This is a genomic window from Streptomyces sp. NBC_00019, assembly GCF_045041015.1.
In the GTDB taxonomy this organism is placed as follows: Bacteria; Actinomycetota; Actinomycetes; order Streptomycetales; family Streptomycetaceae; genus Streptomyces.
The window spans coordinates 8,316,137-8,332,887 of sequence record NZ_CP108302.1 but is presented as its reverse complement, the minus strand read 5'-3'; the positions used below and the strand labels follow the sequence as shown (position 1 = coordinate 8,332,887).

3 protein-coding genes are annotated in these 16,751 nt (G+C 75.2%); all 3 read left to right on the top strand.

What is annotated here, in order from left to right; translation table 11 throughout:
- The 3 genes from OHU89_RS38695 (at position 1) to OHU89_RS38685 (ending at position 16,711) form a co-directional block, all read left to right on the top strand.
- Positions 1 to 906 (top strand): SAM-dependent methyltransferase, encoded by a 906-nt coding sequence (locus tag OHU89_RS38695; protein WP_405649595.1) that lies wholly within the window; start codon positions 1 to 3, stop codon positions 904 to 906.
- Positions 907 to 1,032: 126 nt separating this feature from the next.
- Positions 1,033 to 6,078: a type I polyketide synthase gene (locus tag OHU89_RS38690; RefSeq protein ID WP_405649594.1), complete on the top strand. Its 5,046-nt coding sequence runs from the start codon at positions 1,033 to 1,035 to the stop codon at positions 6,076 to 6,078.
- Between the two features lie 61 nt (positions 6,079 to 6,139).
- Complete coding sequence (locus tag OHU89_RS38685; protein ID WP_405649593.1) at positions 6,140 to 16,711, top strand: type I polyketide synthase; 10,572 nt, start codon at positions 6,140 to 6,142, stop codon at positions 16,709 to 16,711.
- Positions 16,712 to 16,751 lie beyond the last annotated feature (40 nt).

Here is a 16,751-nt window from a genome sequence, read left to right as displayed (position 1 = left end):
GTGAAGCTGTCGGCACTGTGGCAGGACATGCGGATGCTGGGGAACCTGTTCCTCGTCCGTACAACGTCAGACCCCGAGAAGAAGACCGCGCGGCTGTACGAGATGTACCCACCGGACCGGCTCGTGGTCGAGGACACGAATTACTACAACCTCGGCTACTGGAAGCCGGGTTGCACCACGCTGGACGAGGCGGCGGAGACGCTGGCCGACGTCGTGGCGGACACCGCCGAGTTCAAGCCCGACGACACGATCCTGGACGTCGGCTTCGGCTACGGCGACCAGGACTTCCACTGGATCGACCGGTACGGGCCGAACAAGATCATCGGCATCAACATCACCAGGATCCACATCCGCACGGCCCAGGAACGTGCCCGAAAGCTGGGCCTTGGGGACCGGGTCGACTTCCGCGAGGGCTCCGCGACCGCGATCCCGCTGCCGGACAACAGCGTCGACAAGGTGGTGGCCCTGGAGTCCGCCTTCCACTTCGACACCCGCGTGGAGTTCTTCGCCGAGGCGTTCCGTGTGCTGCGTCCCGGCGGCGTGCTGGTCACCGCCGACATCATCCCGATGGCGGGCGGCAAGGCCAAGGCCGACATCAGGTCCCACGCCATCAAGTGGATCCGCATCATGATCGACGACGCCAACTGGTATCCCCGCGAGCGCTACGGCGATCTGCTGGTGACCGCCGGCTTCGAGACCGTCGACGTCCGCTCGATCCGGGACAACGTCTACGAGCAGTGGCGGCAGTACCACGTGCGCCGGGTGCAGGACCCGGCCTTCCAGCGCCGTTCCAGCAAGCTCTTCTACAAGATGGTCGCGGTAGCGCACCGCGACCAGGACCTGCTCACCGAGGAGCTCAAGTCGCTCGACTACGTGGTCGCCTCGGCCCGCAAGCCGGCCCTGTGACCACCGGCGGTCCGTGCCCTTGAGCGGGCACGGACCGCGCCCGTCGAACGCAGCCCCGCCGGTCCGCATCCGCCGCGCGGTTCCCTGCCCCGCAGGGCCCGCGGGCGCCGTTCCCGAAGGCGTTCCATGGCCAGCAACGAGGACAAGCTCCGCTCGTATCTGAAGGCGGTCACCGCCGACCTCCAGCAGACCCGGCAGCGGCTCCAGGCGATGGAGCAGCGCGAGCACGAACCGATCGCGGTGATCGGGATGGCCTGCCGCTATCCCGGCGGGGCGGTGTCCCCGGACGCCCTGTGGGAGCTGGTGGCGACGGGCCGGGACACGATCGGTGAGTTCCCCGCCGACCGTGGCTGGGACCTTCGGGCCATGTTCGACGCCGACCCCGACCGGGCCGGCACGAGCTACGCCCGCCGCGGCGGGTTCCTCTACGACCTGCCGGAGTTCGACGCCGAGTTGTTCGGGGTGTCGCCGCGCGAGGCCATGGCGATGGACCCGCAGCAGCGGCTGCTGCTGGAACTGGCCTGGGAGGCGCTGGAGCGGGCCGGGCTCGCGGCCGACCGGCTACGAGGATCGGCCACCGGCGTGTTCGCGGGGGCGTCGGCGGCGGACTACGGGCCGCGGCTGCACGAGGCGAGCGGCGGCGCCGAGGGCTATGTGCTGACCGGGACCACGCCCAGCGTCGTCTCCGGACGGATCGCCTACACGCTCGGGCTCGAAGGGCCGGCGCTGACCGTGGACACGGCCTGCTCGTCCTCACTGGTGGCGGTGCATCTCGCGGCGCGGGCGCTGCGCCGCGGGGAGTGCGGGCTGGCGCTGGCGGGCGGCGCGACGGTGATGTCGACGCCGGGCATGTTCGTGGAGTTCTCACGGCAGCGCGGACTGGCCTCCGACGGACGCTGCAAGTCGTTCTCCGACGACGCCGACGGCACCGGCTGGGCCGAGGGGGCGGGCCTGCTCGTCCTCGAACGGCTCGGTGACGCCCAGGCGAACGGACATCCGGTGCTCGCCGTCATCCGGGGCAGCGCGGTCAACTCCGACGGCGCGTCCAACGGGCTCACCGCGCCCAACGGCCCCTCCCAGCAGCGGGTCATCGCACAGGCCCTGGCCGACGCCCGGCTCACCGCACGGCAGATCGACGCGGTCGAGGCGCACGGCACCGGCACGACCCTGGGCGACCCGATCGAGGCGCAGGCGCTGCTCGCGACGTACGGGCGGGCGCACTCGGCCGAACAGCCGCTGTGGCTGGGGTCGGTGAAGTCCAATATCGGGCACACCCAGGCCGCGGCCGGTGTGGCGGGCATCATCAAGATGGTGCAGGCCCTGCGGTACGGCCGTCTGCCGCGCACCCTGCACGCCGAGCGTCCCTCCCGGCACGTCGACTGGACGTCGGGCGGAGTGGCGCTGCTGGCGGACGACACCCCGTGGCCCGCCACGGACCGGCCCCGGCGCGCCGCGGTCTCGGCCTTCGGCATCAGCGGCACGAACGCGCACGTCGTCCTGGAGCAGGCACCCCGGCCGGTGGACCCGGAGGGCGACGGGCACGCGGCGAGCCCCGCGGAGCCGGTCGACGGGCAGCGCGCGCGGGCCACCGCAGGCCAGGCGGCCCGGCCTGCGTCGGCGGAACCCGGACGGCGGGCGGACGCCGACCCCGCCCCCCGGACCGCGCTGTGGGTGCTGTCCGCCCGTTCGCAGGAGGCGTTGCGCGCCCGGGCCGTCGAGTTGGCGGACGCCGTGCGCGGTGCGTCCGGCCCTGCGGTCGCCGACGTGGGGTGGTCGCTGGCCACGACCCGGGCGGCGTTCGAGGACCGCGCCGTGGTGCTGGGGGCCGGCCGGGGCGACCTCGTCGAGGGCCTCGACGCGCTGGCCGTGGACGGTACCTCGCCGCGGCTGGTGCGCGGGAGGGCCGTTGCCGGTGCGGCGCGCCCGGTGTTCGTCTTCTCCGGTCAGGGCTCGCAGTGGTCCGGCATGGCGGTCGCGCTGTGGGAGGCCGAGCCGGTGTTCGCCTCGTGGATGCGGCGCTGCGGCGAGGCCCTCGCCCCGCACACCGGCTGGGAGCTGCGGAGCATGCTGGACACCCCCGCGGACGACGCCCGCTGGGGCCGTGACGACGTCGTACAGCCGCTGCTGTGGGCGGTGATGGTGTCGCTGGCCGAGCTGTGGCGGCACCACGGGGTCGAGCCGGCCGCGGTCGTGGGGCATTCCCAGGGCGAGTTCGCCGCGGCGGTGGCGGCGGGTGCGCTGTCCCTGGAGGACGGCGCCCGGCTGGTGGCCGCGCGCGGCAGGGTCGTGGGCTCACTGGCCGGGCGCGGCGCCATGGCGTCGGTGGCGCTGCCCGCCGCGGAGGTGGAGGGCCAACTGGCCGAGCGGGGTGGTGAGATCGGTGTGGCGGCCGTCAACGGACCGTCGGCCACGGTGATCGCGGGTGCCTGCGACGCCGTGGAGGACTATCTGGCGCACTGCGCGCGGCAGGGGGTGCGGGCCCGGCGGGTGCCCATCGCGTACGCCTCGCACTCGGCGCTGGTCGAGCCCGTGCGCGAGGAGCTGCTGCGCGAGCTGTCCGGGGTCACCGCGCGGGCCGGTTCGGTGCCGTTCTGCTCGACCGTCACCGGGGATCTGCTGCCCACGGAGACGCTGGACGCCGCCTACTGGTACCGCAATCTGCGTTCCCCGGTGCTCTTCGCGCGGGCGGTGGAGCGGCTGCTGGACGCGGGACACACCGTGTTCCTGGAGATGAGCCCCCACCCGGTGCTGGCGCCGGCCGTGGAGGAGTGCCTCGACGCGGCCGGCACGGACGGCCGGGCGCTGGGCACGCTGCGCCGCGGCGAGGGCGGTGAACCGCGGTTCCGGCAGGCTCTCGCCGAGGCCTGGACGGCCGGTGTGGTGCCCGACTGGCGGACCCTGTTCCCCGCCGCGCGGACCGTGCCCGTGCCCACCTACCCGTTCCGGCGCCGCCGCTACTGGCTCGCCGACCGGGTCGAGGGCGGCCCGCGTCCGGATCGCGGGCACGACGACGCGCGGTTGTGGGAACTGGTGGCGCGGGCCGACGCCGCCGCCCTGCGGCGGGAGCTGCCCGGGGTGGGCGAGCAGGCGCTGAGCGAGGTCGTCCCGGCACTGCGCGAGTGGCGCGCCCGCACCCGCGCCGACGACGCACTCGCCGAGCTGCGCCACGAGGTGGTGTGGCGCCCCGTCACCGAACGGCCGGTGCCGGGCCCGGCCGGGCACTGGCTGCTGGTGACCCCGGGCGCACCGGCCGGGGAACGTGCGGCCGGCTGGGCCGAGGCGGCGCGCGCCGCCCTGACCGCCCGGGGCGCGCGGGTCACGGTGGTGGAGCTGACCGGTCTGGGACCGGACGACCGCGCGGCGATCGCGCGGCGCGTGGCCCGGGTGTCGGCGGACGGGCCGGTCGAGGGCATCCTGTCGCTGCTGGCGCTGGCCGAGCGGCCGCATCCGGCGCACGGCGCGCTGCCGTCCGGCGTGGCCGGCCTGCTCGGGCTCGTGCAGGCCCTGGCCGACCTCGCGTCGAGCGTTCCGCTGTGGTCGTTGACGTGTGCTGCGGTGAGCGCCTTCGACGGTGATCCGCTGCTGCATCCGGTCCAGGCGCAGACCTGGGGACTGGGCCGGGTGGTGGCTCTGGAGCAGCCGCAGGTGTGGGGCGGTCTGATCGATCTGCCGCCGGAGCCCGGCGCCGAGGAGTGGCAGGGGCTGTGCACCGTCCTGGCGGGCGGGGCCGGTGCGGAGGACCAGCTCGCGATCCGTCCGGGCGGCACCCGGGTCCGCCGGCTGGTGCCCGCCCCGGTGCCCGCCGGGGGCCCGGTGTGGCGGCCGGGCGGCACGGTCGTGGTCACCGGCGGCTCCGGCGCACTGGCACCGCACCTGGCGCGCTGGCTCGCCGACGGCGGCGCCGAGCACGTCGTCCTGGCCAGCCGTCGGGGGCCCGACGCACCCGGTCACGCGCCGCTCGACCACGAACTCGCCGCGCACGGCACCCGGGTGACGGCGCTGTCCTGCGACGTCACGGACCGGGAGTCGGTGCGGGCGCTGCTGCGGGAGGCCGCCGAGCTGGGCGGCCCGGTGCGGGCTGTGGTGCACGCGGCCACCGCGACGCGGCTCGCGCGGCTGACCGACACCGGTGCCGCCGAACTGGCGGACGTGCTGGCGGCGAAGACGCTCGGAGCGGTGCACCTGGCGGAGCTATCGGACCAGGACAGTCCGCCTCAGCTGGTCTTCTTCTCCTCCATCGCCGCCGTCTGGGGCAGCGGCGAGCACGGCGCGTACGCCGCGGCCAACGCCTTCCTCGACGCATACGCCGAGCGGTTGCGGCAGCGTGGCCGCGCGGCCACGGCGGTCGCCTTCGGCGCGTGGCGCAGCGACGAACTGCCCGAGGAACTGAACGAGGTCCAGCTGGAGCGGCAGGGGCTGCCCCTGCTGGAGCCCGGTCTCGCGCTGGCCGGGCTCGGCCGGGAACTGGCCGCCGGCGGCGGACGTCCGGTGGCCCTGGTCGACGTGCGCTGGGAGACCTTCGCGCCGGTGTTCGCCTCGGCCCGGCCCCGGCCACTGCTCGACGGGATTCCCGCGGTGCGCGCCGCGCTGGAGCGGGCCGCGCACCCGTGGACCGTGGCCGCCGACGGCGGCGAGGAGCGGGTACGGCGGCTGGCCCGGCTGCCCGAGGCGGCGCGCGCCCGGGAGGTGCTGGACGTGGTGACCGCCGAGGTGTCCGCGGTGCTGGGCCACTCCCCCGCGGACCGGCCCGCCGCGGACCGGACGTTCAAGGAGCTGGGGTTCGACTCTCTCACCGCGGTGGGCCTGCGCAATCGGTTGCGCGCGGCGACCGGGCTGCCGCTGCCCGTGACCCTCGTCTTCGACCATCCCAGCCCGCGGGCGCTGGCCCGGTTCCTGACGGGCCGTCTGGGCGAGGACGGCGGGCGTCCGCCCGCCGGGTCGGTGCACGAGGAACTGGACCGACTGACCGCCGCCCTGGAAGGCGCGCCCGTGGCGGCCGGGGATCGGACGGCCGTGCGCGACCGGCTGCTGGCGCTGGCCGACACGCTCGCCCCGCCGTCTCCCGGTGGCAGTCCGGGCGGCGCCGACGCGGACCTCGACGAGGTCAGCACCGACGACCTGCTGAAGATCATCGACCACGAGTTCGGAACCGACGGTATCGGCGTCGACTGAACCCGACCCGACGGAACGTCACCGGAGCCGGAAGCGGCGGACGGAAGGAGCTGTCCCGGCCATGGCCGAGGAAGACAAGCTGCGCGACTACCTCAAGCGGCTCACAGCCGATCTGCGCCGGACCACCCGCAGGCTCCGGGAGTTGGAGGAGCAGCGGCGGGAGCCGGTCGCGGTGGTCGGCATGGCCTGCCGCTACCCCGGCGGCGTGGGGTCGCCGAAGGAGCTGTGGGATCTGCTGCGGGACGGCCGGGACGCCGTCGCGCCGATGCCCGCGAACCGTGACTGGCACCTGGACGACCACTTCCACCCCGACCCCGGCCGGCCTCACACCTCGTACGTGCGGGAGGGCGGGTTCCTGGACGACGTGTCCGGGTTCGACGCGGCCTTCTTCGGGATCTCGCCGCGCGAGGCCCTCGCCATGGATCCGCAGCAGCGGCTGCTGATGGAGCTGGCCTGGGAGAGCGCGGAGCGGGCCGGTATCGATCCGCACGCGCTGCGCGGCACCCGTACCGGCGTGTTCGTCGGCAGCAACCCCACCGAGTACGGCGGGTTCCTCGGGGACGCCCCGGCCGGTGTCGGCGGGCATCTGCTCACCGGCACGGTCCTGAGTGTGCTGTCCGGCCGCCTCGCCTACACCCTCGGCCTGGAGGGGCCCGCGGTGAGCGTGGACACGGCCTGTTCCACCTCGCTGACCGCGGTGCACCTGGCGGTGCAGGCGCTGCGCCGCGGGGAGTGCTCGATGGCGCTGGCCGGCGGGGCGACGGTGTTCTCGACGATCGGGCCGTTCACCGAGATGAGCCGGCAGCGGGTGCTGGCCGCGGACGGCCGGTGCAAGGCCTTCGGCGCCGGCGCCGACGGCATGGGCATGTCCGAGGGCGCGGGCCTGGTGCTGCTGGAGCCGCTGGGCGAGGCCCGCCGCAAGGGGCACCGGGTGCTGGCGGTGATCCGGGGCAGCGCGGTCAACTCCGACGGTTCCTCGAACGGGCTGACGGCGCCCAGCCGGCACGCCCAGGAGAAGGTGATCCGGGCCGCCCTGGCCGACTCGGGGCTGACCGCCGCCGACGTGGACGTGGTCGAGGCGCACGGCACCGGGACCGAACTGGGTGATCCGATCGAGGCCCTGGCGCTGCTGGCCACGTACGGCCGTGGCCGCGGCGCCTCGGGGGCGCCCCTGTGGCTGGGCTCGGTGAAGTCGAACATCGGGCACACCCAGGCGGCCGCGGGTGTGGCCGGACTGATCAAACTGGTGCTGGCGCTGGAGCACGAGGAACTGCCCCGCACCCTGCACGCGCGTACGCCCAGCCCGCACATCGAGTGGGATCCCGCGGCGCTGGCTCTGCTGAACGAGCCGGTGCCGTGGCGGGAGAACGGCCGTCCGCGGCGCGCGGCGGTGTCGGCGTTCGGTATCAGCGGGACCAACGCGCACGTGATCGTCGAGCAGGCGCCCGCCGCCGACGAGGAGGAGCCGTCGGCCGCCGGCACGCCCCGCTCCGGCGCCGCGGGCACGGGCCGGGCCCCGGCCCCGCCCTGGCTGCTCTCCGGGGCGAGCGCGGACGGGCTGCGGGCGCAGGCCGCGCGGCTGGCCGACCGGCTGCGCGCCCACCCGGAGCCGGCCGACGACGATGTGGCGCACGCGCTGGCGACGGGCCGGGCCGCGCTCGGGCATCGCGCGGTGCTGCTGGGCCGCGACCGCCGCGAGTTACTGACCCAGTTGGACGCCCTCGGCCGGGGCGAGTCGGCCGCCGGGCTGGTCACGGGCGTCCGGCAGTCCGGACGTACGGCGTTCCTCTACTCGGGGCAGGGCAGTCAGCGTCCCGGTACGGGAAGGGAGTTGTACAGGGCGTTCCCGGAGTTCACCGAGGCGCTGGACGAGGTGTGCGCGGCGCTGGACGAGCATCTCGACGTACCCGTACGCGAGGTGCTGTTCGCCGAGGCCGGTACCGAACGCGCCGCCCTGCTCGACCACACCCTGTACACACAGCCGGCCCTGTTCGCCGTGCACACCGCGCTGACGCGTCTGCTTCTGGCGTGGGGTGTCCGGCCTGATCACCTCATCGGGCATTCGGTCGGCGAACTCTCCGCCGCCCATCTCGCCGGGGTCCTGCCGCTGCCGGTGGCCGCCGACATGGTCGCCACCCGCGCCAAACTCCTCAACACCCTCCCCGCGGGCACCGGCATGCTCGCCGTCGCCTCCGGACCCGAGCCGCTCGCGGAACACCTCGCACGGCATCCGCGGGTCGAGCTCGCCGCCCATAACGCGCCCGCCGCCACCACCCTCGCCGGGCCCACCGACGAACTCGACCAGATCGCCGCCGAGTTGACGGCCGCCGGGCTCCGCACCCGGACCCTGAAAGTCGCCCACGCCTTCCACAGCGCCCACACCGACCCCGTCCTGAAGGCCTACAGCGACCACCTGGCCGCACTCTTCGCCCGCCACACCCTCGGCGTCGCCGAGATCCCGGTGATCTCCAACGTCACCGGCACCCCCGCCACCCCCGACCAGCACCACGACCCCGCCTACTGGGCCCACCACATCCGCCGACCCGTCCACTTCCACCAAGGCATCACCCACCTCCTCGGCCAAGGTGTCACCGCCTTCCTGGAGTTGGGTCCGGACAGCACCCTCAGTCCCCTGGTCCAAGCTGTCCTCGACCGTGCCGACCCGGCGGCGGAGGGCCCCGAGCCGGTCGTCGTGACGTCGGCCCAGCGGCGTGACCACGCCGAGGCCCCGGCCCTTCTGACGGCGGTCGCACGGCTGCACGCGCACGGTGCGGACGTCGACTGGCGCCCCCTGTTCGCCGGCCGGGACGTCCGTCCGGTCGACCTGCCCACCTACGCGTTCCAGCGGCGCGCGTACTGGCTGGCTCCGCCCGCACCGACGGCCGCACAGCCGGGGGTACGGCCCACCCGCCACCCCCTGCTGGGCGCGGTCCTGGAGGTCGCGGACCCGGAGCGGCCGGGCACGGTGTTCACCGGCCGGATCAGCACCCGCGCGGCCGACTGGCCGGCCGACCACGTGCTCGGCGACTCGGTGGTGCTGCCGGGCACGGCCACGCTGGAGATCGTCCTGTGCGCCGCCCGGCACGCGGGGGGCGCACACGTCGAGGAACTGACCCTGCGTGCCCCGGTGGTGGTGCCGGACGGCGGCGCCGTCGAGATCCAGGTGGGCATGGGCGCGCCGAGCGCCGACGGCCGCCGCGCGCTGACCGTCTCCACCCGCCCCGAGCCGGACGCCGTCGACGACGCCACCGAGCCGGACGGCGATGACACGGAGTGGACCCTGCACGCCACAGCCACCCTCGCGGCCGGGCCGCCCGACGCCCCGGCACAGTGGCACGACGGCGGCGTCTGGCCCCCCGCGGGCGCGACGGCCGTCCCGGTGGAGGACCTCTACGAGCGGCTGCACGACCGCGGGATGCGTTTCGGCCCGGCCTTCCGCTCGCTGCGCGCCGTCTGGCGGCAGGGCGATCACCTCTACGCCGATCTGGCCCTGCCCGAGGGCCGCGACACCGACCTGGAGGAGTACGGCGTCCACCCGGCCCTGCTGGACGGCGCGTTGCACACGATGGGCGTACTGGACGCGGCGGGCACGGATCTGCGGCTGCCGTTCGCCTGGTCCGGCGTACGGCTCCTGGGGCGGGCCGGGGCCGCCCGGTTGCGCGCCCGGGTGACACCGACCGGCCCGGACACCCTGGCCCTGGACCTCGCCGGCGTCGACGGCACCCCGGTCCTCCGGGCGGACGAGGTGACACTGCGCCCGGTACCGGCGGGGGGCCTGGGCGCCGTCCCGGATCCGCTGTACGGGGTGGAGTGGCGGGTACTCGGCGAGTCCGAGGCCCGGGCGGCGGCACCGGCCGCGCTGCGGGAGACGGAGCTCGAAGCGTCCGCCGAGCCGCCCCTCGACACGGACGGCCCCGGCACCCTCGTCGTGCGCTGCCCGGCGGGCAGCGGGCACGGGGAGGCCGCCACCGCCGAACGGGCGCGCGCCACCGCGGCCCGCGCGCTGGCCTTCCTCCAGAACTGGCTCGCCGACGACCGGTCCGCCGAGAGCCGCCTCGTGATGGTCACCCGCGGAGCGGTGGGCACGGGCCCGCGGGAGGACGCGCCCGCGCTGGACACGGCCCCGCTGTGGGGCCTGCTGCGGTCTGCGCAGTCCGAGCACCCGGGCCGGATCGTGCTGATCGACGACGACCCCGCCGACCGGGCCTCCGGTCGCGTCCCGGTGGCCGAAGCGGTGCGCCGCGCGCTCGCCGCCGACGAGCCGCAACTCGCCATCCGCGGCGACCGGCTCCTCGTCCCCCGGCTCGCCCGGCTCACCCCGGACAGCACGACGCCGGCCCTGGACCCCGAAGGCACGGTCCTCGTCACCGGAGCGAGCGGCGCGCTCGGCGGCCAGGTCGCCACCCACCTGGCGACCACGCACGGGGTACGCCGGCTGCTGCTGGTCAGCCGGCGCGGCGCGGCCGCCGAGTCCGCTCCGGCGCTGCGCGACGCACTCACCGCGCTCGGCGCCGAGGTGACCTTCGCGGCCTGTGACATCGCCGACCCGCGGGCGCTCGCCGACACGCTGGCGCTGATCCCGCCGGAGCATCCGCTCACCGCCGTGGTACACGCGGCGGGCGTCCTGGACGACGCGACCGTCACCGAACTGACACCCCATCAGCTCGATGCCGTACTGCGGCCGAAGGCCGACGGCGCCTGGCACCTGCACCGGCTGACGGCGGACCGGCCCCCGGCGGCCTTCGTGCTGTTCTCCTCGTTCGCCTCGGTGATCGGCACCCCCGGCCAGGCCAACTACGCCGCCGCCAACAGCTTCCTCGACGCCCTCGCCCAACACCGCCGGGCCCGAGGACTGCCCGCCGTCAGCCTCGCCTGGGGCCTGTGGGACCAGGGCGGGATGGGCGAGGGCCTGGACCGGGCGGGACGAGCCCGGATCGCCCGCGCCGGCGTCCGCGCGATGCCCGCGGACCGGGCCCTGGCACTGCTGGACGCGGCGCTGCGCAGCCCGGCCGCGCTGACCGCGCCGGTACTCCTGGACCGGCAGGCGCTGCGCGCGCAGGTCCGCACCGCGACCCTGCCCGCCGTCCTGCGGGCCCTGGCACCCGTGCCCTCACCGGCCGGCGGGCTCTCGGCGGACACCCGACCGGAGGCCGCCCCCACCGGGTCGGGCAGCAGCGCGCTCGGCGGACCCGAGCGGGACCGCGCGCTGCTCGCACTGGTGCGCCGAACCGCCGCGCTGGTGCTCAACCTCCCCGAGGGCGAGTCGGTGAGCCCCGGCCAGTCCTTCCGTGACCTGGGATTCGACTCGCTCACCGCGGTCGACATGCGCAACCAGCTGAGCGCCGAGACGGGACGACGCCTGCCGGCCACGGCGGTCTTCGACCATCCCACGCCCCAGGCGCTCGCCGACTGGCTGGGGACCGAACCGTCCGATGCCGCCCCGGCCGTGACGCGACCGGTGGCCGGCCCCCGCCCACCGGACGACGACCCGATCGCCGTGGTCGCCATGGCCTGCCGCTACCCCGGCGGCGTGGACTCGCCCGACGCCCTGTGGGATCTGCTGCGCCGGGGCGGGGAGGGGATCAGCACCTTCCCCGACAACCGCGGCTGGCCCGTCGAGGCGATCTTCGACCCGAGCGGCGAACGGCCCGGCACGACGTACACGCGCGCCGGCGCCTTCCTGCACGAGGCCGACCGGTTCGACGCGGAGTTCTTCGGCGTCTCGCCGCGCGAGGCGGCCTCCATGGACCCGCAGCAGCGGCTGCTGCTGGAACTGTGCTGGGAGACGCTGGAGAGTGCGGGCATCCCCGCCGACCGGCTCCGCGGCTCGGCCACCGGCGTCTTCGCCGGGATCATGTACAGCGACTACGGCGGCCGACTGCTGCTGCGCACCCCCGCCGAGTACGAGGGGTACGTCGGCAACGGCAGCGCTCCGAGCGTGGCCTCCGGGCGGATCGCCTACACCTTCGGGTTCGAGGGGCCCGCGCTGACCGTCGACACGGCCTGCTCCTCCTCCCTGGTCGCGCTGCACCTGGCCGCTCAGTCGCTGCGCAACGGCGAGTGTGAACTGGCCCTGGCGGGCGGCGCCACGGTGATGGCCACCCCGGCGGTCTTCGTGGAGTTCTCCCGGCAGCGCGGACTCGCGCCCGACGGCCGCTGCAAGTCCTTCTCCGACACGGCCGACGGCACGGGCTGGGGCGAGGGCGCCGGCCTGCTGCTGCTGGAACGGCTGTCCGACGCGCAGCGCAACGGTCACCCGGTGCTGGCGGTGCTGCGCGGCTCGGCGGTCAACCAGGACGGCGCGTCCAACGGTCTGACCGCCCCCAACGGCCCCGCCCAGCAGCGCGTCATCCAGCAGGCGCTGCACAACGCCCGGCTGACGGCGGCCGAGGTGGACGCGGTCGAGGCCCACGGCACGGGCACCACCCTCGGCGACCCCATCGAGGCACAGGCGCTGCTGGCGACCTACGGGCGGGACCACACACCCGAACAGCCGCTGTGGCTGGGGTCGGTCAAGTCCAACCTGGGGCACACGCAGGCCGCGGCCGGTGTCGCGGGCGTGATCAAGATGATCCTGGCCCTGCGCCACGGCGTGCTGCCGCGCACACTGCACGCCGGCCGGCCCTCGCGCCATGTCGACTGGGAGACCGGGGCCGTCGCACTGCTCACCGAGGAACGACACTGGCCACGGACCGGGGTGGGAGGACCGGCGGAACGACCGCGGCGGGCCGGTGTGTCGGCCTTCGGGATCAGCGGGACGAACGCACACGTGATCGTGGAGGAGGCACCACCGGGGGACGGGAGCGGGGCGGCAGGGGACACCGGCCAGGGCTTCGGTACGGAGGGGGCGCCCGGCAGCGGCTTCGCCGGTGAGCGGCCCGAGAGCGTCGGCTCCGAAACCGACCCCACCGGCGACCGGCCCGTGGCAGCGGTGCCCGATCCTGTCGTGCCGTGGCTGGTCTCCGGGGCGACCCCCGGCGGGCTGAGTGCCCAGGCCGGGCGACTGGCGGAACACCTCCGGACGCGCCCCGAGCTGGATCCGCACGACGTGGCCTGGTCGCTCGCGTCCCGCCGCACCGCCCTGCCGTACCGCGCCACGGTGCTCGGCCGGGACCGTACGGAACTCCTCGACGGACTACGGACGGTGGCCCGGGGCCGGTCGGCGCCCGCCGCCGGGGTGATCCGCACGGAGAGGGAGCCGAAACCGGGCGGGCTGGTGTTCATGTACTCCGGCCAGGGCAGCCAGCGGCCCGGCATGGGCGCGCAACTGTACGACGCGCTCCCGGTGTTCGCCGACGCGCTGGACGAGGTGTGCGCCGCGCTGGACGAGCATCTCGACGTACCCGTACGCGAGGTGCTGTTCGCCGAGGCGGGCAGCGAACGCGCGGAGCTGCTGAACCAGACGCTGTACACCCAGACCGGCCTGTTCGCCCTGCACGTGGCACTCACCCGGCAACTGCGGGCCTGGGGAGTCCGTCCGGACCATCTGATCGGCCACTCCATCGGCGAACTCTCCGCCGCCCACGTCGCCGGCGCCCTGTCCCTCACCGCCGCCGCCCGCCTCGTCGCCACCCGTGCCTCGCTGATGCAGCGGCTTCCGCGGCACACCGGCGGGATGCTGGCCGTGCAGGCGGGCCCGGACACCCTCGCCGCCCCTCTGGAACGGCATCCCGAAGCGGAGATCGCCGCGTACAACTCCCCCACGGCGACCGTGCTGGCCGGGCCGGTCCCGGCCCTGACCGCACTCGCCGAGGAGCTGCGGGCCGCCGGCATCCGCACCCGTGTCCTCAAGGTCGGTCATGCCTTCCACTCCGCCCAGATGGACGCCGTCCTGGACGAGTTCACCCGCGCCGCGGGGCAACTGCCCCCTGTGCCGCCGACCCTCCCGGTCGTCTCGAACGTCACCGGCACCGAGGCCACGGCGGAACAGCTCACCGACCCCGCCTACTGGTCCGAGCACATCCGCCGCCCGGTCCGCTTCCAGCAGGGCATCACCCACCTGCTCGGGGAGGGTGCCACCACGTTCCTGGAGATCGGTCCCGACGCCACGTTGACGGCCCTGACCCGGACGATCCTGCCGAGCGAAGACCCGTACGCTGCGATGGCGGCGCTGCGACCGGCCCGAACGACCGCAGCGCCGGCTCCCGACGAACCCACGGCGCTGTCGTACGCCCTGGCCACCCTCCACGCTCACGGCTCGGGCCCCGACTGGACGGACGTCCTGCGCCCCGCCCGGCCCGTGGACCTGCCCACGTACGCCTTCCAGCACCGGCGCCACTGGATCGACCCGGTGGACCCTGAGGACCCGGCGCGGGACCGTGCGACGGCCGCGGCGCGGTCCGGCCCCCACTACCGGACGACTTGGAACCGACTGCCGCGCGGCGGCGGCGCCCGCCTGGAGGGGACCTGGCTGCTGGTCGTACCGCAGGACGGACGCGCGGGCGAATGGGCCGAGTTCTGCGCCCGCGCCCTGCGCGACGCCGGGGCGCGGGTCGCCCTCCTGGAGACCGACCCGAGCAGGACGGAGCGGGCGGAACTGACCGGTCGTATCACCGCCCTGGTCGCGGAGGAGGCCGGCACGGCCCGTGACGGCGTCGCAGGGGTGCTGTCCTTGCTCGCCGTGGGCGGGGAACCGGCCGTGGGCGAGGAACCGGCCGTGGACGGGAAGCTGTCTGCGGGCGGCCATGGCGTGCCGGCCGGGCTCACCGCCACGATCGCCCTCACGCAGGCCCTCGGCGACGCGGGCGTCGAGGCTCCTCTGTGGGCCGTCACCCGGCAGGCCGTCTCCGTGGACGAGGACGATGCCCTCGCCGACCCGGACGCGGCGCTGGTGTGGGGCTTCGGCCGGGTCGCGGCACTCGAAGTCCCCGGCCGGTGGGGCGGGTTGATCGACCTGCCCGCCGCCGCGGAAGACCTCGGTGCGCGCGGACGGCAGGACCTCGTCGGCGTACTGGGGGCGCCGGACACGGGGAGCGCGACCGACGGACCGGCCCCCGAGGACCAGATCGCCCTGCGGGCCGACGGCACGCGAGTACGGCGGGTCAGGCGTACGACACCGCGGACGCCGGTGTCCACGTCCCCTTCCGCCCTCGCGTCGCCGTCCGAGGTCGCGCCCGACGCGGCGGCCACGTCGGTGGACTGGCCCTGGCCGCCCCGCGGCACCATTCTCATCACCGGCGGCACCGGCGGTCTCGGCGCCCATACGGCCCGATGGCTGGCCGCGAACGGCGCCGAGCACCTGCTGCTGGTGAGCCGCCGCGGTCCGGACGCCCCCGGCGCCGACACCTTGCGGACCGAACTCACCGCGGCGGGCTCCGCCGTGACCATCAGCGCCTGCGATGTCGCCGACCGGGCGGCGCTCGCCGCGCTGCTGGACACCGTACCGACCGAGACCCCGCTCTCGGCGGTGGTCCACACGGCAGGCGTCAGCGTCGACCGCGCCCTGGACGAACTGGACGCCCGACACCTGGCGGATGTGCTCGGCCCGAAGACCGCGGCGGCCCGCCATCTGCACGAGCTGACCCGGCAACGGGACGGAGCCGACCGGTTGAGCGCCTTCGTGCTGTTCTCCTCGACCGCCGGGGTGTGGGGCAGCGGTGGGCAGAGCGCGTACGCCGCCGCGAACGCCTACCTCGACGCGCTCGCCGAGCACCGCCGCGCTCTCGGTCTGCCCGCCACCGCGGTCGCGTGGGGCGCCTGGAGCGGCGGCGGTATGGCCGACACCGAGGAGACCACGCGACGCCTGCGCCGCCGCGGTGTCCGGGGCCTCGACCCGCGGGCCGCGGTGGCGGCGCTGGCCGACGCCGTACGCGGTCGAGAGACCCACCTCACCGTCGCCGACGTCGACTGGGCGACCTTCGCCCTGGCCTTCACCTCCCGCCGTCCCAGCGCACTGCTCGCCGAACTGCCGGACGTGCGCGAGGCGTTGGCGGCGACATCGGGCCGACACGGCCCCGCCGCAGACGGCCGACGGACGGACGAGGATCCCGGTACGCGACTGCGCGGGCGCCTGAGAGGGCTCTCGTCCGAGGAACGACAGCGCGTCCTGCTGGAGTTGGTCCGGACGCAGGTCGCCTCCGTGCTCGGGCACACCTCGCTGGACGGCGTGCGCCCGGGAAAACCGTTCAACGCCCTGGGCTTCGACTCGCTGACCGCCGTGGAGCTGCGCAACCGCGTCAATGCCGAAACGGGCCTGAGCCTTCCGACGACCGTGGTCTTCGACCATCCGACGCCGGACGCCCTCGCCGAGTGTCTACGCTCCGAACTCGGCGCCTCCGACGCCACCGGTCCCTCCCTACTGGCCGACCTCGAACGCCTGGACAGCGTGTTCACCGGCGACGCTCTGCGGGACGCGGAGACACGGCGCAGGGCCGAGGAGCGGCTGCGGGCGATGCTGCAACGGCTGGACGAGTCGTCGCCGTACCTGGGGCCTGACCAGAACGGGGCTGCCGTGGACGGTGCGGGCGCGAACGGAGCGGGCGGCGGCGCCCGCAGAGGCGTCCGTCATGGCTCCGGCGACGCGCCCGGTGACGGCTCCTTCGACGGTTCCGTCGCGCGGCAGGACCGCGATCTGGAGTCCGCCTCCGTCGACGACCTCCTCGACATCATCCAGACGGAGTTCGGCAAGTCGTGACTGCTGACGGCCACCGCGAGCCACCCCCTCGATCGTCCAT